The 16,490-nt window shown below is 64.9% G+C and carries 12 protein-coding genes; 4 read left to right on the plus strand and 8 right to left on the minus strand.

Features of this window, described 5'->3' with window-relative positions:
• Nucleotides 1-514 precede the first annotated feature (514 nt).
• Both ppk2 and ACOJSI_RS06860 read left to right on the plus strand, forming a co-directional pair.
• Nucleotides 515-1,267, plus strand: coding sequence for a polyphosphate kinase 2 (gene ppk2 / locus ACOJSI_RS06855; protein WP_420137530.1), 753 nt, complete (start codon nt 515-517; stop codon nt 1,265-1,267).
• A gap of 11 nt (nt 1,268-1,278) precedes the next feature.
• Nucleotides 1,279-1,539, plus strand: a complete 261-nt coding sequence (locus tag ACOJSI_RS06860; RefSeq protein ID WP_420137519.1) for a hypothetical protein — start codon at nt 1,279-1,281, stop codon at nt 1,537-1,539.
• A gap of 47 nt (nt 1,540-1,586) precedes the next feature.
• Here the strand turns inward: ACOJSI_RS06860 and ACOJSI_RS06865 are convergent, their stop codons facing one another.
• From ACOJSI_RS06865 to ACOJSI_RS06875, 3 genes are all read right to left on the minus strand, one after another.
• The gene (locus tag ACOJSI_RS06865; RefSeq protein ID WP_420137520.1) at nt 1,587-2,636 is read right to left on the minus strand and encodes a sensor histidine kinase; all 1,050 of its coding nucleotides are present in this window, start codon (nt 2,634-2,636) and stop codon (nt 1,587-1,589) included.
• A gap of 130 nt (nt 2,637-2,766) precedes the next feature.
• Nucleotides 2,767-3,969 carry a histidine-type phosphatase gene (locus tag ACOJSI_RS06870; RefSeq protein ID WP_420137521.1) on the minus strand — a complete coding sequence of 401 codons (1,203 nt, stop codon included), beginning with the start codon at nt 3,967-3,969 and terminating at the stop codon, nt 2,767-2,769.
• Nucleotides 3,970-3,991: 22 nt separating this feature from the next.
• The gene (locus tag ACOJSI_RS06875) at nt 3,992-6,748 is read right to left on the minus strand and encodes a TonB-dependent receptor (RefSeq protein ID WP_420137522.1); all 2,757 of its coding nucleotides are present in this window, start codon (nt 6,746-6,748) and stop codon (nt 3,992-3,994) included.
• A gap of 209 nt (nt 6,749-6,957) precedes the next feature.
• On the opposite strand from ACOJSI_RS06875, the gene ACOJSI_RS06880 reads away from it, so the two are divergent.
• The gene (locus ACOJSI_RS06880; RefSeq protein ID WP_420137523.1) at nt 6,958-9,525 is read left to right on the plus strand and encodes a TonB-dependent receptor; all 2,568 of its coding nucleotides are present in this window, start codon (nt 6,958-6,960) and stop codon (nt 9,523-9,525) included.
• Nucleotides 9,525-10,304, plus strand: a complete 780-nt coding sequence (locus tag ACOJSI_RS06885; RefSeq protein WP_420137524.1) for a hypothetical protein — start codon at nt 9,525-9,527, stop codon at nt 10,302-10,304. Before ACOJSI_RS06880 ends, ACOJSI_RS06885 begins: the two co-directional genes overlap by 1 nt.
• Here the strand turns inward: ACOJSI_RS06885 and ACOJSI_RS06890 are convergent.
• The 5 genes from ACOJSI_RS06890 to ACOJSI_RS06910 form a co-directional block, all read right to left on the minus strand.
• Nucleotides 10,301-11,665: a Gfo/Idh/MocA family protein gene (locus tag ACOJSI_RS06890; protein WP_420137525.1), complete on the minus strand. Its 1,365-nt coding sequence runs from the start codon at nt 11,663-11,665 to the stop codon at nt 10,301-10,303. The genes ACOJSI_RS06885 and ACOJSI_RS06890 overlap by 4 nt on opposite strands.
• Nucleotides 11,666-11,677: 12 nt before the next feature.
• Nucleotides 11,678-12,841: a Gfo/Idh/MocA family protein gene (locus ACOJSI_RS06895; RefSeq protein WP_420137526.1), complete on the minus strand. Its 1,164-nt coding sequence runs from the start codon at nt 12,839-12,841 to the stop codon at nt 11,678-11,680.
• 28 nt (nt 12,842-12,869) lie between these two features.
• Nucleotides 12,870-13,316: a cupin domain-containing protein gene (locus tag ACOJSI_RS06900; RefSeq protein WP_420137527.1), complete on the minus strand. Its 447-nt coding sequence runs from the start codon at nt 13,314-13,316 to the stop codon at nt 12,870-12,872.
• Between the two features lie 198 nt (nt 13,317-13,514).
• Nucleotides 13,515-15,431, minus strand: a complete 1,917-nt coding sequence (locus ACOJSI_RS06905; RefSeq protein ID WP_420137528.1) for a S9 family peptidase — start codon at nt 15,429-15,431, stop codon at nt 13,515-13,517.
• A 41-nt stretch (nt 15,432-15,472) separates the two neighbouring features.
• Nucleotides 15,473-16,490 (minus strand): xanthine dehydrogenase family protein molybdopterin-binding subunit (locus ACOJSI_RS06910; protein ID WP_420137529.1); only part of this gene is annotated, 1,018 nt, incomplete at its 5' end.

Consider the following 16,490-nt stretch of genomic DNA (forward strand, 5'->3'; position numbering starts at 1 on the left):
TGGCGGGCGGCGCCGTCCGGAGCGATCCGAACCCAGGCCAAGACTGCCTGCCCTCCCACCACCCGAGCAGGTGGCGGACCCGCGCCGATCGAACGCTTGCCCACCAAGCCCCGCCTCCGCGCACCCGCAGCCCATTGCGCGTGCCTATATTCCCAGTCCCCTTCGTGCTGATCTTGTCGAAGCACCGCCTTCTCTCTGCCCATAAGAAAGAACCGTCCCTCGACACGCTCAGGACGAACGGCGCCAAAAATTCCCTTCATGCTGAACTCGTTTCAGCATCCATCAACCCACCAGCAAGACTCACCGTGGCAAAATAGATGCTGCTGACACAAGTTCAGCATGACAGGGCAGTTATCATCAACGGGCGCTTACCCCGCTCACTTCGCCTCGCCCCGCCCCCGTCCTTCCAGTGCAGGATGGGATCCATCCCGCGGACAGGCCACGTCGCCCCGGCCTGTCATCTCAGCGCCGAACGGTTTGACAGCGCCGCGACGCGGGACCAACCCTGGTGCCCATGAAACATTATCAGGAAGATCTGATCGCCCTGCAGTGCGCCCTCGTGCGCACCCAGCAGGCGCTGATGGCGAGCGGCGCCCGTACCGTGCTGGTGATGGAAGGGCGCGACGGGGCCGGCAAGGATGGCAGCATCAAGCGGATCATCGAACATCTAAGCCCACGCAACACGCGCGTCGTCGCCCTGCCCAAGCCGTCCGATCGCGAGACGTCGCAATGGTATTTTCAGCGCTATGCCGCGCACCTGCCGGCGGCGGGCGAGCTCGTGATCTTCAACCGCTCCTGGTACAATCGCGCCGGGGTGGAGACGGTGATGGGCTTTTCCACCCCCGCACAGCAGGCCGAATTCCTGCGCGACGCGCCCGATTTCGAACGGATGCTGGTCGAAAGCGGGATCACCCTGGTCAAGCTGTGGCTTGATATCTCCAAGAAGGAGCAGGCCGAACGGCTGGATGCACGCCGCACCGATCCGCTGAAGGCGCTCAAAGTATCGGACCTGGACGCCGTCGCGCAAAAGAAGTGGAAAGACTATTCGGCCGCACGCGATACGATGCTGGCGCGCACGCACACCCCGCTGGGGCCCTGGCATTGCGTGCGTGCGGATCACAAGAAGCCCGCCCGGCTCGCCATCATCCGCCATCTGATCCAGCGCGTCGCCCCGGCCGAGATCGCCGCCAAGGTCGATCAGCCCGATCCGGAAATCCTGTTCGCCTTCGCGCCCGAAGCGATCACCGACGGCCGCCTCGCGCCCTGATCCGTCCACCGATGGCGAAGAAGAAATATTATCTGACCGCCACCCTGCCCGACGGTTATGTGAAGACGATCGGGCCGACCGCGACCGACTTCACCCATTATTGGCGGATCGTGGCGGAGCTGCCGGGCGGCAGGACCGAAGTGTTCTGGGGCCACACCAAATCGCTGGCCGATGCCCGGCGCAAGCGCGGCGCTGCGGATGATGCGGCAGCGGCGCGTGGCTGGACATCGCACCGCTTCGAAATCGTCGAACTGGTCAGAAGCACGGGCTGAGCGTCCGTGGCGCTTGAGCGTTTACCGTTGAGCGAAGCTAGCGCCGGCTAAGCCTCTGCTACGATCGGCGGCGCGGGAGCGGCGCCAGGCGGCTTCCCATCCGGCTCGTCCGATGCCGTTTCCAGCAGATGGGGTGGGAGGCGCAGCGCCGCGCGTGTGCCATCCCGACATTCCAGTTCGAAGCGGCCGCCCTGCCCCTTGGCGAGATTAGTCGCGATCTGGAGACCCAGGCTGGTGCCCTGCGTCGCCTCAAAGCCCTCTGGCAAACCGTGGCCGTCATCATCGATCGTCACGCTGAGGCCGGTCTGGTCATCGCCCGTGACCGTGACGACGATCTGGCCGCTCCGCCCGTCGGCGAACCCATGTTCGATCGCGTTGGCGACCGCCTCCGCTACGATCAACGCCGTCGGCACGGCCGCGTCCGGCTGCAGCAGCAGCCGATCGTTACCCGCCAGGCGAAGCCCAAGATCCCTGCGGCCACTCGCCTCGACCACATCGCGGCACAAGGATTCCAGGAAGGGAAGAAGCGGCTGCGCGGAGCCGGACGGATCGTAGAGCTGGCGGCTGATCCGGCCCACCAACGCGATGCGGTTGGAGGCTTCGTCCAGCGCCGCGCGAGCGGTCGGGTCCGTCAGCCGCCGCTTCTGCATTGTCAGCAAACCCGCCGCGACCTGCAGGTTGTTTGAGATGCGATGTTGCAGCTCCCGGAACAGCAGCTCGCGCGTCGCCGCGAGCGATTGGCTGAGCTCCCGCTCCCGCGCCAATTGGCCGTTCGCCGTCTGCATCCAGTGGACCAGCGCCAGATCGGTCGCGACCACGAACAGATAGAAAGCCAGCGCAAAGCCAGTCGCGCCAGAGAGCGCAAAGCTGTGGTACGGCGGAATGAAGAAGTACCAGGCGAGCAAGCCGCAGGCTGCTGCGGCGACGGTACCGAGCCGTATCCCGAACAGGAATGACGTGATGATCACCGCGGGGAAGAAGGTGACGTAGGGAAACCCCGGCGGCAGCGACGGGCTGGCAATGGTTCGAACGACCCACGCTATCGCCACGATGACGATCGTCGCCGCCAACCCCAGAAGCGGCCGGTCGCGCGCCATCGGGAGCCGCTCGGCCCAGCGACGCCAATGCGCCGCAGCTCTGATCGATCTTCCCCTCACTGCGACCGTCGTAGGGGATTGCACAGCCCCGGTCACCCCCAGCCCCGACGGGCTGCTTATGCGTTACCGCTCAGCCGATCCGCGTAAGCGCCTGAAGAACGCGGTCGAGGGGGCATAGCGACGGGCATCCGGCGATAGACAGGACCTCGCGATGGGGCGGCCTGGGGCTGAGCGTGCGGATCTGTTCCAGTGACTGGCTGCGGTAGGACACGCGGACATAGCGGCGGCCGCCCCGCGCGCGCAGCACTTCGAGCATGATCGCGCCACCAGGCGACGGATCGTCGGCGGCAAAGCCGGGGACGTGCCAGTGGAGGCCAAGCATCCCGCCGAGACTGGCGACGTTGGTGTCATGCCCGATCAGCGCGACGATCCGCGGCGCCGCTGGTGCGGTGTCGCGCAGCGCGTCTGCTATCGTGCGGGCGAGCGGCGCCGCATTGGCCGCAGCAAGGTAAGGCGGCCGTGCCAGCAACTGGAATTCCAGGCTGTGAAAGGCACTGAGCGCGGTGATGTCGGCCGCGGTTGCGCGTCCCCAGCCGACCTGATCCATGCTCTTACCGTCGGCATATTCGAGCAGCAGGATCTGGGCGGCGGTGGAGGCGCGATCGAGCGCGCCTTCCAGCTTGGGCCGCCTGGTGGCGCTTGCGGGCACGATGCGGGTTGGCTCACGCGAGACACCGCAGCCGCTACTTTGTCCGCCGCACAGGATGCGATCCAGCCGGGTCAGATTGGCGCGCTGCCCGGCCTCGACCACGGGGGTGCCGCCCGCCCCCAGCGCCTGGGTGACCGCGGCGTTGGCGCGGGCAGGATCGAAGGGGGCGCCATTCTCGCCGGCGGCGCGGAACAGCGGATCGTCCTCCCCCTGTGGCCGGTGATGATTGACGATGGCGCAGCCGGGCGCGAGCCCCTGCAGATAGGCATCCCCAGTCGCGATCGTCCGCTGATCGCTGTCGGAGGTGAGGCGGATATTGGCCGGGCAGCCCTTATGGGGGATCAGCCCCTTCCTCGACATCCAGCCGCGATCCGCCCGCCCCATCAGGACAACGGCGCGCGCACCATGGGCGGTGAGGTAGCCGGGTGCGACCTGCCACTGCGGCCATGGATCGGCGGCGATACCGGCGGGCATGGCGGGCGCCTTGGTGGGCGGCCGGACGCCGTGGCGCATCACCACGATCACGCGCTCCAGCGTCAGGCCGCGTTCGGCCTGCGCGGCGGAGGCCGCCGCAAGCAGCAGTGTCGCGCCGAGGGCGCGCTGGACGAGAGTGCGAAGGCGCATCACCGCTGCGTTGCTCCTGCGACTAGAAATGCAGTTGGATGCCGCCCCGGATCGAATAATCATAGCGCTCCCGCTCCACCAGCTGGCTCTTGACGCCCATGTAGCGGCGCCATGCCGCATCGTTGAGGTTGGTGCCGTCGGCGAACACGGTCAGCTGCTTGCTGATCTGATAGCTCGCATGCACGTCCAGCTGGCCATTATAACCCGTATATTGATCGGTCGCAGCCGTCGTCCCAAGCGTGTCGACGTAGGACGAGCGGAAGGAATAAGCGACGCGGGCGGCAAAGCCATATTTCTCGTAGAAAAGCTGCAGCGTGCCGACATTCTTGGACTGCAGGAACAAGGGCACACGCCCGATCCGGCCGGGCAGATCCGACGCGTGGCCCGAGATGCGGCTGTAATTGGCGGACGCACCGAACCCGTTGAGGAAACCGGGCAGGAAGGTGAACTGGACCTGGGCGTTCACCTCGATTCCCTTCACCACCGCGCTGCCGGCGTTGATCGCGCGGGTGACGGAGACGTTGGTGAAATCCTGCCCGCCGAAATTGCCGCTCTGGCCGAGCAGGCTCTGCGTGTAGATCGGGTTGTCGATATGCTTGTAGAACAGGCCGACCGAGAGCAGGCCCTGGCTCGGCAGATAATATTCCGCCGCCGCATCCAGATTGACCGCCTTGTAGCGCTGCAGCGAAGGGTTGCCTAGCGTGATGGTGGTCGGGGAACTGGTGGTGTCGACCGAAACGTAGGGCGCGAGATCCGGGTAATTGGGACGGCCGATCGCGGTGGTGACCGCACCGCGCAGAACGAAATCCCGGGTGACGTTGAAGTGCGCGTTCACGCCTGGAAACCAATCCGTATAGGACTGGCTGTTGAAGCTGTTGAAATCCTGATCGACGGGTGCGGTCGCGCCGGTGGCGAGCAGCTTCGCCTTCTGTGAATCCTGGGTATGTTCGACGCGCAGGCCGGGCACGATCGTCAGCTTGCCGAAGGTGAGCGTGGCCATGGCATAAGCCGAGCTGATCTTCTCGCGCACGTCATAGTCGTTGACCTGGCTATTGTTGCGCGAGCTGTTGATGTTGGACGTGCTCTGGATCAGCGCACCGGGATTGGCGGCGGCATAAGCCTGGGCGGCATCATAATCGATGCGCGGGCCGAACGTGTAGCGGCCATCATAGAAATTGGGATTATCATTATAGGTCGCGCTGGACGCGTTGAAGGTCGTTCCGCGGCCATATTGCAGATAGTCGCGATCATTGGTCTTGTGCCGGTTGAGATATTTGGCTCCGACCTTGAACGTCGAACCCTCGCCGATCGCGACCGGCAAGGTATAATCGCCGCGCAGCTGCCACAGATCTTCCTGGGCGTGGCGACGATCATAATTGACGCTGTTGAGCGGGAATTTGCTGGGGTCGAACGGTGCGCTGAAGGCGAAGCCGTAGGGAGACTGATCCAGGTCGAACGTACCGCTCACGGAGTTGCTGCCGGCGCGGAAATTATACTCGCTGCGCAGCGGATCATTCTTGATCGCGCGGGTATAGGTGCCCGCCAGCGCCAGCTGGCCGGCGGCGCCGAGATCGAACTCGCCGCCCAGTTCGCCGGACTTGGTATTATCCTTTTCCTCGCGCCGACGGATCAGGATGCTGCCCCGGCCGGAATAGGTGCCGGCCGCATCGTTATAGACGATCTGGTCGACGCGGTTCTGATCGCGCCGTTCATTGTCGACGAACCGGGAATAGCTGCTGCGGATGAACAATTTGACCGCGTCGCTCGGCCGGAAATCGAAATTGGCGACCGCGCCGAGGCGGGTTCGCACAAGATTATAGTCGCGCAGGCCAAACTGATCGGGGCCGCCATTGGCGAGGAAGTTGGTCGAGCCCTGGAAATTCTCCGATTCGATCGGCCGGCGCGAATAGTTGAAGGACAGGACCGCGCCCAATTTGCCGTCGGCGAAAATCCCGCCAATCTGGCCATCGGCCTCCCACGGATTCTTGTGGTTGAGCGCATAGCGGCCATAGGCGCCGCGCGCATCGGCGAAGAAGCTCTTGTTGCGATCGAAGGCCGACAGGGTGCGGATATTGACCTCGCCACCGATGGCGTTGGCATCCTGATCCGGCGTCAGCGATTTGGTGACGATCACCGCGCTGATCATCGCCGACGGGATATCGTCAAGCTTCACCTGGCGCCCATCCGGCTCCGGCGCCGGCAGGGTCTGGCCGTTGAGCAGGACGTTGACGAGATTGGGGTTCACGCCGCGAATGATGACGTAGCGGCCCTCGCCCTGATCGTTGGCGACGGACAGGCCGGGCAGACGGCGGATCGCTTCCGCCACATTCTGATCGGGCAATTTGCCGACATCGTTTGCGTAAAGCGCCTCGACCAGATTGTCGGCCGCCTTCTTGGTCTGCAGCGCGCGGCGCTCGGCGAGCCGGGTGCCGGTCACCACCACTTCGTTGCCGTCCACGCTGCTGGACAAGGCGATCTCGACCGGCTGATCGCTGCCGGTCACTGGCTGGAGCGCTTCGCCATAGCCGATATAATCGACCACCAGCGTCTGCGGGCCGTCGGGCGCGCCATTGATCGCGAAGCTGCCATCGCGCCCGGCCGTCGCCGACAGATTGGTGCCCTGCACGGTGACGGTCGCGCCGGGAAGCGCGACGCCCTTGTCCTTTTCCACCACGCGGCCGCGAATGTCGGCCGCAGCGGCAGGCGCGGCGAACAAGGCAGCGACGGCAACGCCATTGAAGGCACGCGTCAAAGCCGTGCGCGAACGCCTGTTATTCATCGGACCCCCCTGTGGTGAAGGCGCCCGGCTAGGAAGGATCGGCGTCAGACGGATGACGAGTATGCGACAGAGATGTGACAAGGCGCCTGCGATAGCGAAAGCGTGTCCGCACAGTCACAGAGCGGGCACGGGAGGTACCAATCCGGCCCGGCTTTGGAACATCCCTGTCATAATCAACGGTTAGCGGACCCCGCGAAGGGGTTTGTCATATGCGTTATCGTCTGCTCGCCACCGCGGCCTTATCGGCCGTGGCCACAAGCGCTTATGCGCAAACCATGCCGCCGGCCGACGGTGGCGACACTGAAGTCGTCGTGACCGGCCAGCGCGCCAGTCAGCAGCGCGCGATCAGCGCCAAGCGCGATGCGCTGGGGGTGCTGGACGTTGCCGCCGCGGACGAGATCGGACGCCTGCCGGATCGCAACGTCGCCGAGGTGATCGAGCATCTGCCCGGCGTCGGCGTGACCTATGATCAGGGTGAGGGCCGCTATGTCTCAATTCGGGGCGTGCCGTCCAACCTCAACAATTATACGCTGAACGGGATCGAGATCGGTAATCCGGACGGGACGACCCGATCGCTGCCGCTGGACATCGTGTCCGGGCAATTGCTGAACCGGGTGGAGATCGCGAAGGTCAAGACGGCCGACATGGACGGCCAGGGCATTGGCGGCGTGGTCAACCTGGTCACGCAGACCGCGTTTGACTTCAAGGATAGCTTCTCGCTTGCCGCCAGCGGCAAAGCCGGCAAGCAGCAATTGAACGACAAGGTGCCGGTGCAGGGCGACATCAGCATCGCCACGCGGCTCGGCGCGGACGAGCAGTTCGGCATCACGCTGGGTGGAAGCTATTCCAACCGCGATTTCCTGAGCGAGGGCTTTTATCCGGACAATTGGCGGCCGGACCCACGCTTCGCGCGCGGCGGTGTGCCGGACAACATCAAATATACCGAATATTCGCTCGACCGGAAACGGATCGGCGCGACCGGATTGCTCGACTGGCATCCTAGCGACACGCAGACCTTCTTCATCCGCGGCGTCTATTCCAAGTTCACGGAAGATGAGATCCGGCCGCGCTACCGGCTGGACTTTGCGACGGCGGCGATCGTCGGGACGCCGGCCTTCCAGCTAAACCCGGATGGTCTGACCGGTACCGTCACCGGTACCGCCGCCGAACGGCGCGAGGATTTGCGGCTGGACTATAAGTCCAAATATCTGGCGACGGGGATGGCCGGCGGCTCCACCAAGCTGGGCGCGCTCACGCTGGATTATACCGGCGCCTATAGCCGCAACCGCACGCTCGATCGCTATCCGCTGTGGCAGTTCCGCTGCAATCCCGGCACGGTCAATTTCGATTTCAGCGACAAGATCTACTCGGCTGCGCCGGCGACCGAATGCGCCGCCAACCAGATGCAGTTCCGGCAATATCAGGCCTTCCACCAGGTCAGCACCGAGCGGATCTGGCAGGGCAAGATCGACGGCACCTATGATCTGGGCGGCGGCAGCGTCCTGAAGTTCGGCGGCAAATATCGCGACACCGATCGCGACTTCGATCAGGAGCAGCCGACCTATGCGCGCGCGGCCGCCCCGAACCGCTTCACGCTCGGCCAGTTCGGGCTGGACGGGCCGACCATCTGCGTGAAGCCCAACAGCGCCGATACCGGGCAATGTTATGCCAATGGGCCGACCTTCAATATCGACGCGCTCAAGGCGTTTACCGACCAAAATCTGGGGGGCGCGCTGATGCCGCTGGATGCGGCGACGACGCTGACCAATTCCGCGGTCGCAGACTTTGCGCTGAAGGAGAAAGTGGGCGCGGCCTATGTCATGGCCAACCTGAAGTTCGGGGCGCTGACGGTGGCGCCGGGCCTGCGCTACGAGCACACTAAGATCGCGGTGACCGGCTATCAGCTGCAGACCGGCACGACCAACGTCGCCGCGCTGTCACGCGACAACAGCTATGGCGATTGGCTGCCCTCGATCGTGCTGAAGCTGACGCCATCGGCCAATACGGTGTTCCGACTGGCTTATTCGCGCAGCCTGGGCCGTCCGGAATATAGCAATCTATCGCCCGGCGGCTCGATCGATTCCGCCAATGCGGCCGTCTCGCTCGGCAATCCCGAGCTGAAACCCTATCGCGCCGACAATCTGGACGCGACGGCGGAATGGTATTTCGTGCCCGGCGGCATCCTGAGCGCGGGCGTCTTTTACAAGAAAATCGCCAATCCGATCTTCAGCCAAGTCACGGTGCTGCGGAATATTGTGTATAACGGCGTCTCCTATTCGGTGCTGAACATCACCCAACCCTTCAACGCGGACAGCGGCGACATCGTCGGCGTCGAGGCGCAATATCAGCAGCAGTTCAGCTTCTTGCCGGGGCTGCTGTCGGGCCTGGGCGTGCAGCTGACCGGCACGTGGACGCAATCGAGCCTGACGCTGCCGGACGGGCGGGCGTCCACCTTCCCCAACCAGTCCAAATATCTCTACGGCGCGGAGCTGTTTTATCAGAAGGGCGCGGTGGAAGCGTCGATCGCCTACCACAATACCGGCCATGCGCTGCTGGCGATCGGGTCGCCGGCCTATAATGACCAATATAATGACGATCTGCGGCGGCTGGATGCCAAGGCCAGTCTGGCGCTGCTGCGCAACGTCACGCTGTTCGTCGAGGGCCAGAATTTGACCGACGAGCCGACGCGGCAATATCAGAATGGCAATCGCGACTGGGTGATCCAGAACGAACGCTACGGGCGGACTTTCTATGTCGGCGCGTCGGTGAAATTCTGATGCTGGGCCTCTCGATCCTGCTGGCCGTCGCGACGCCGATGCAGGCGGTGGAGCTGCGCCGCCTGCCCGCGCCGGATGCGGGCCAGGGCGTCGCCGCCGATCGCCGCTATGTCTATGCGATCGACAATCGCGCGATTGCCAAGATCGACAAGAGCACCGGCCAGCAAGTCGCGCGCTGGGAGGGGGACGCGGCCCACTTCAAACATATCAACAGCTGTATCATCCGCCGATCCACCTTGATCTGCGCCGCATCCAACTATCCCGACGTGCCGATGCAAAGCATGATCGAGCGGATCGACACGAACAGCATGCGCCACATCGCCGCCCAGCCGCTGGGGCCGGATTATGGATCGCTGACCTGGGTCGTGCGGCATGGCGGCAGTTGGTGGGCCTGCTTTGCCAATTATGACGGACGCGGCGGCGAACCCGGCCGTGATCATCGCTTCACCACGCTGGTTCGATATGACGGGCAGTGGCGACCCAAGGCGCGATGGTATTTCCCGGCGGACGTGCTGGCGCGGATGTCGCCGAAAAGCGCGTCCGGCGGCAGCTGGGGCAAGGACGGGCTGCTCTACGTGACGGGGCATGACCGGCCAGAACTCTATGCGTTGCGCGTGCCAAAGGGCGGCGGCACGCTCGAGCTGGTGACGACGATCGCCACGCCGACGGGCGGCCAGGCGATCGGCTGGGACCCCGCCGCCAAGCGCAGCCTGTGGTCGATCGAACGCAAGACCCATGAACTGGTGGAAAGCCGGATCCCACCGGTGGCGCGCCCTTAGATCATATAGGGTTTGCGCATCGTCCGGCTGAGACGGGCATTGGCGTCGTCATTGCCGAGGAAGCGTTCGGCCTTCGGATCCCAGCGCAGATGCTGATCCGGCAGGTGCATCGCGATCGAATGGACCAGGCAGGTCGAGCAGGCGCGGTGGCCCAGTTCGGCGGGCGAAATGTTGGGCTGGCCGGTCCGCATCGAATCCAGCCAATTGCGATGCTGTTCCGGGCTTCGATAGAGATGAACTTCGTTGGGCCCGATCACGCTGTCGAGGATCTTGGGATTGCTCGCGACCAGCGGCGCCACCTTCGGGCCTGACGGATCGCTCGCGGTGACCGGGCCGCTGCGGGTGACGAAGATCGACCCCTCGCTGCCGATGAACTTGATGCCGTTGGGCAAGGCGCCGGAGATCGTCATGGTGACGCCATTGGCGTAGCGGGCACGCGTCTCGAACGGGCCATGCACGTTCCACAGGCCGCTCTTCGGGAATTCGGCACGACCCCACACTTCGACCGGGCCCGAATGCTCCATGTCCATGCCCCAATGGGCGATGTCGACATGGTGCGCGCCCCACCCGGTGATCATCCCCGCACCGAATTGTTCGAGCCGTAGCCAGCCCGGGCGATCGAACGAGTCCTGCGGGTGAACCCGGATCTCGGTATAATAGACCTCCGGCGTCGAACCGAGCCAGGCATCATAATTCAGGTTGGCGGGGATCGGCATTGGCGCGGCGTCTGGGCCGGAGGGGTCGCCGGGCAGGCCGATCTCGACATGGCGCACCGCACCGATCCGACCGTTGCGGACGAGCTCACAAGCGCGGTGGAATTGCGGCCAGGGATCGAGGCTGCGCTGCTGGGAGCCGATCTGGAGGATGCGCCCCGACTTGGCGACGGCGTCTGCCATCGCCCGGCCCTCCGCGATGGTGATCGAGGCGGGTTTTTGCAGGTAGACGTGCTTGCCCGCCTGGACCGCATGCACCGCCGGGATTGCGTGTTGATGATCGGGCGTGGAAATCAGGACGCCATCTATATCCTTGTCGGCAAGCAGCTGATGGTAATCGGCATAGCCGCGCGTGCCCTTGTAAGGCTTGCCGCTTTTCTTGGCATAGGCCTCGTCGACCAGCTGCTGGCCGAGTGCGAGCCGTTTGGTATCGAGATCGCACACCGCGACGATGTGAGCATCGTCATTCTTCCACACTTCCGGCATGTCATGGATGCGGGCGATCCGCCCGACCCCGATCGCGCCGATATTCAATCGGTTGCTGGGCGCGGTCGCGCCGAACACGCTGGATGGCAGGATGGCCGGGAAGCCGATCGCGGCGGCGGCGCCCGTCTTGATCAGGCCGCGACGTGAGATGGGCTGGGTCATGATCCTCTCCCTTCAGGCCGCGATCGGCCGGGTGGCGTTCTTCTGCGCGGTCAGCACCAGTTCGGCCGCGAGCAGCGCGCCGGCCTGATCCTGCGCGGTCGAGGTCCGCTCGACGATGTCGGTCACGAATTGCGGACCGAAGGGCAGGAACACGTCCTTGCAATCGAGGTAGCGCACGCCTTTCTTGTCCGCGACGAACAGGTGGTTGCTGCCCCGGCGACCGGCGATATCGATATATTTCCGCAGCTCGATATAGCCTTCCGTGCCGAGCAGGAAGAGGCGCCCATCGCCCCAGGTCGGCAGCCCATCCGGCGTGAACCAATCGACCCGGACATAGCCGGTGCCGCCATTGCCGGTCATCGTCATGTCGCCGAAATCCTCGAAGCCGGGATGATCGGGATGCGCGAGATTGCCGGTCTGGGCCGCGACGACATGCGCTTTGGTCGACCGGGTAAAATAGACGAACTGTTCCGCCTGATGGCTGCCGATATCGGTCAGGATGCCGCCATAGCGCGCCTTGTCCCAGAACCAGGCGGGCCGCGTCGGCGCGCTGATGCGGTGGGGCGCGATGTTGATCGTCTGGACGACCTTGCCGATCGCCCCCTGATCGACAAGCTGGCCGGCCATCACCGCTACCGGCACTTCCAGCCGTTCGGAATACATGATCGCGAACTTGCGCCCGGTCTCGCGGATCGCGCGGCGAACGTCGGCAAGCTGTGCGAGCGTGGTGATGGCCGGCTTATCGCTGAGATAATCCTTGCCCGCACGCATGACCCGGATGCCCAGCGGCGCGCGCAGATCGGGGATGGAGGCGCTGGCGACCAGCTTGATCCGCTTGTCCTGCAGGATCTCGTCTTCGCCGCGGGCCAGCGTGATATCGCCGTAACGCTTGCGGAAAGTTGCGATCTGCGCCGGATCGGCAGCGTAGAAACCGGTGAGTATGCCGCCACCGCGGATCACGGCATCGGTCATCGAATAGATGTGGGCATGATCGAGCCCAATGACCGCGAACGGCACCCGATATTTGGCCTGCGCGACCGGGCCGGCGGGAGCGGCCTCCGCCGAGACGCCATTGCCCTGCGCGGTCGTCTGCGCCAGCAGATCACCGCCGAAGGTGGTGGCGAGGCCGGCAAGACCCGCGCCGGTGATCATGAGGCGGCGATCGATCGGATCCATGACGCTCTCCAGCTTGCGTGTGCGCGGTTCAGTTTTTGGGCGTCGTCGCGCTCGTCCAGTTGATGACGTGATAGACGGCGGGGCCGCTGCCCACGTTGCGGAGCGCGTGCGGCGCATTGGACGCGTTGAAGATGATCGATCCCGGCCCGACCCGCTTCCAGACGCCGCCCGAAAGCGTCTCGACCGTCCCTTCGCGAATGATCACCAATTCTTCGTTGGGATGGGTGTGCGGCGGATGCGAGGCGACGCCCGGATTAAGCGTGGTGATGTGCATCTCCAGCTCGTTCAGCGTGGCGGTGGGCTGCCGCACGACCTGACGAACCGAGCCCGTCTCGGTGGGGACGGCGGTCAGCCTATTCCAGTCGAACACCGCAGGGCCCAGCACGGCCTTATCCGCCTGAGCGAGTGCACCGACCGAGCAGGTCAGCGCAACGCTGGCGCCCGCAACCATCATGTCGCGACGGCTTAGACTCATCATCCTCTCCCCGCGCAACCGATTGAATCGATTATGTTTGCGCGCTTTCGCCAACGCTAGGCCGGGGACGCAGGCGTCGTCAACGGCGACACGTCTGTGCCCGTTCGTGCTGAGCGAAGTCGAAGCACGTAGCATGCACGCGGACAATGCGTCCTTCGACCTCGCTCGGGACGAACGTCGGTGTGAAGGAGGCGACGGCTATTGGGCGGCTTTCACATATTTGTCGAACCAGGCGATGGTGCGTTTGCGCACGTCGGCGGCGTGGGCGGCGTCGCGAATGCGATGGCCTTCGTCGGCATAGATGACCAGCGAGGTCGGCACGCCCATTTCCTTCAACGCGTGCCAATATTCGATCGACTGGGTCGGCGGCACTTCGATGTCGCGTTCGCCGACATAGATGAAGGTGGGCGTATGCGCGCGCTTGATGAAGTTGATCGCGGACGCGTCCCAATAGACCTTGGGATCGTCGTACATCGACTTGCCGAAGAAGGGCAGCATCCACTGATCGATGCCGTTCGTGCCGTAATAGCTGATCCAGTTGGACAAGCCCGCGGCGGCCACGATGCCCTTGAAGCGGTTCGTCTGGGTGTTGGCCCACATCGCCATGAAGCCGCCATAGCTGCCGCCGATCAGGCCGAGACGATGTTCGTCAACCGGCGCAACCTTCTCGACCGCGTCGATGCCGGCAAGGATATCCTTCAGGTCGCCGCCACCGAAGTCGCGGCGGTTGGCGAGCGTGAACGCCTCGCCCTGGCCATAGCTGCCGCGCGGGTTGGGCATGAAGATATAATAGCCGGCATTGGCGAGATCGGCGGACACGCTCTGGCCGCCGATATAGTTGGGCGTGCTGGCCGCGGCGGGCCCTCCGTGCACGCTGACGATCATCGGCGCGCGCGCCGTCGGATCGACATTGCGCGGAGTGAGCAGCCAGCCCTGGATGGTGAAGCCACCGTTCGTCCAGGTGATGCTGCGCGCGCTTACGGCGGCGGGAAGTGCATCATTGTCGTGCGTCACCTGGCGCAGCGCCTGCACCGGGCCGGCATAGATGGACATGGCCCGCTCGAAATCCTGGGCAACGGCGGCGGCGACGCGACCGTCGCGGCTGAAGACGACGCGGCCGTCGCCCGCAGCGAGGCTCATCGGCGCGCTCCACAACACGCCCGCGCCCTTGGCCGAGCCGAAGCGCACGATCGCCTGGTTGGCACCGGACAGGATCGTGCCGTACAGGCCGCCGGGTAACCATGTCAGCGAGGTGACGCTGGCCTTATAGCCCGGTGTCGTATTGACCGGCTGGCCGCCGGCGAACGGCACTGTCCAGACATCGCCGCCGACCGAGCCGAAATCGCTCATCAGCCCGCCGATATAGGCGACGGTCTGCCCATCGGGCGACACGCGCGGGAAATTGGCCTGGGTGGCAGGCTTAGCGATCTGGCGGACCGCACCGGTCGTCGCGTCGATCGCATCGATCGTCACGACCCACCAATTATTGTCGCCATTGCCAAGCGCGGTAGTCGCAACGAAGCCACGCCCGTCCGGCGTCCAATCATATTCGTAAATATAGCGACCTTGCGGCGAGACCGGGCGGATCGCGGCGCTGGGGATATTGGCAGCTACATCGAAGATAGCGAGGCGCTGTTCGTCGCTGGTCTCACCGATCTCGCCCACCTGACGGGCGCCGGCCTGGGTCGCGCCCGCTTCCTTGGCGGCGTCCAGCGTCACTAGCAGCGCCACCCGGCGGCCATCGGGCGAGAAGCGCGGCTCCTGCGCAATCCCGCGGATCGTCGCGATCGTGCGTAGGCGCGCGCGCTGGTCCGCAAGATCGAGCGAAACCGTACCGGCGCTGCGATCGCGGCTGAGGAAGGCCAGTGTGCCGTCGGGTCCATAGGCCAGATCGGAATAGGTGCAGGCGGCGCAGGGATCGAGGCGACGGACCACCCGCCCATCCACAACGTTACGCACCACGATCGCGGAGCGCGTCTTGCCATCCTCATTACCTTCGACCGACGCGACGACATCGCCGCGCGGCGCGATCGCGAGCGCTTCGAACTTGTGAAGCGCGGCCGCCTGGGCGGGCAGCGTGGTGGCCATCAGAACGGCGGCACATGCGGTACGCATTATCGGTGGGACCCCTGTAACAATGTCCCGCCGGGCTACGATCAGCCCATCAGCTTGTCGAGCGTGATCGGCAGATCGCGGATGCGCTTGCCGGTGGCATTGTAGACGGCGTTCGCCACGGCGGCGCCGACGCCGGTGATGCCGATCTCCCCTACCCCACGGGCGCCCATCGGCGCATGCGGATCGGGAATATCGGTCCAGATGACATCGATCTCCGGCACGTCGAGATGCACCGGAACATGATATTCGCCGAGGCTGGCATTGACGATGCGACCGGTCCGCTCGTCGAACAACGTTTCCTCCATCAAGGCCAGGCCTAGGCCCATGATGATGCCGCCGCGGAACTGGCTGGCGGCGGTCTTCGCGTTCAGGATGCGACCGCAGTCGAACGAACCCAGTAAGCGGCTGACGCGGGTTTCGCCGGTAATGGCGTTGACGCGCACCTCGCAGAAGATCGCGCTGTGCGAGTGCATCGACCAATGCATGAGCTCCAACGGCGGCGGCGGGCTTGCTTCCACCGTCACCTCGTCGCGCTGCGCGCGCGCAAGGATGGAGGCATAGCTTTCGAAAAGCTCCGGCGTATCGAGCTTGGACAGACCCGCGTTGTGGCCGCCGACGTCATCCGGCTTGAGCCCGGCAAGCGGGGAATCGTTGCCGGCCAGTTTCAGCAATTCAGTGACGAGCGCGCGATGCGCCGCAATCACCGACGCACCGATCGCGGCGGTCTGCTGCGATCCGCCCGCGAGGACCACCCCGGGCAGATCGGAGTCGCCGTAACGGAACGTAACCTGATCCATGCCCACGCCGAGGCGTTCCGCAATCACCTGGCTCTGCGCAGTCGCCGTCCCCATCCCCATTTCGTGGGCGGCGATCGACACGGCGACATGGCCGTCACGGGTCAGCGTCATCCGCGCTGCGCCGCCGGGCATGCGATAATAAGGATAGGTGCCGGTCGCGCAACCCATTCCGACCATCCATTCGCCGTCGCGCACCTGACCGGGCCGCGGCGCGGGCGTGGGCCCGCCGCCTCGCCCGGGGCCGGCGCGGCACGCGTCGGCG

Source organism: Sphingomonas sp. (assembly GCF_048595155.1).
Classification (GTDB): Bacteria; Pseudomonadota; Alphaproteobacteria; order Sphingomonadales; family Sphingomonadaceae; genus Sphingomonas_I.

Coding starts and splice junctions, on each gene's coding strand:
- ACOJSI_RS06860 (WP_420137519.1), top strand. CDS start 1,279: ATGGCGAAGAAGAAATATTATCTGACCGCCACCCTGCCCGACGGTTAT.
- ppk2 (WP_420137530.1), top strand. CDS start 515: ATGAAACATTATCAGGAAGATCTGATCGCCCTGCAGTGCGCCCTCGTG.
- ACOJSI_RS06905 (WP_420137528.1), bottom strand. CDS start 15,431: ATGCGTACCGCATGTGCCGCCGTTCTGATGGCCACCACGCTGCCCGCC.
- ACOJSI_RS06870 (WP_420137521.1), bottom strand. CDS start 3,969: ATGCGCCTTCGCACTCTCGTCCAGCGCGCCCTCGGCGCGACACTGCTG.
- ACOJSI_RS06885 (WP_420137524.1), top strand. CDS start 9,525: ATGCTGGGCCTCTCGATCCTGCTGGCCGTCGCGACGCCGATGCAGGCG.
- ACOJSI_RS06900 (WP_420137527.1), bottom strand. CDS start 13,316: ATGAGTCTAAGCCGTCGCGACATGATGGTTGCGGGCGCCAGCGTTGCG.
- ACOJSI_RS06880 (WP_420137523.1), top strand. CDS start 6,958: ATGCGTTATCGTCTGCTCGCCACCGCGGCCTTATCGGCCGTGGCCACA.
- ACOJSI_RS06895 (WP_420137526.1), bottom strand. CDS start 12,841: ATGGATCCGATCGATCGCCGCCTCATGATCACCGGCGCGGGTCTTGCC.
- ACOJSI_RS06890 (WP_420137525.1), bottom strand. CDS start 11,665: ATGACCCAGCCCATCTCACGTCGCGGCCTGATCAAGACGGGCGCCGCC.
- ACOJSI_RS06875 (WP_420137522.1), bottom strand. CDS start 6,748: ATGAATAACAGGCGTTCGCGCACGGCTTTGACGCGTGCCTTCAATGGC.
- ACOJSI_RS06865 (WP_420137520.1), bottom strand. CDS start 2,636: ATGGCGCGCGACCGGCCGCTTCTGGGGTTGGCGGCGACGATCGTCATC.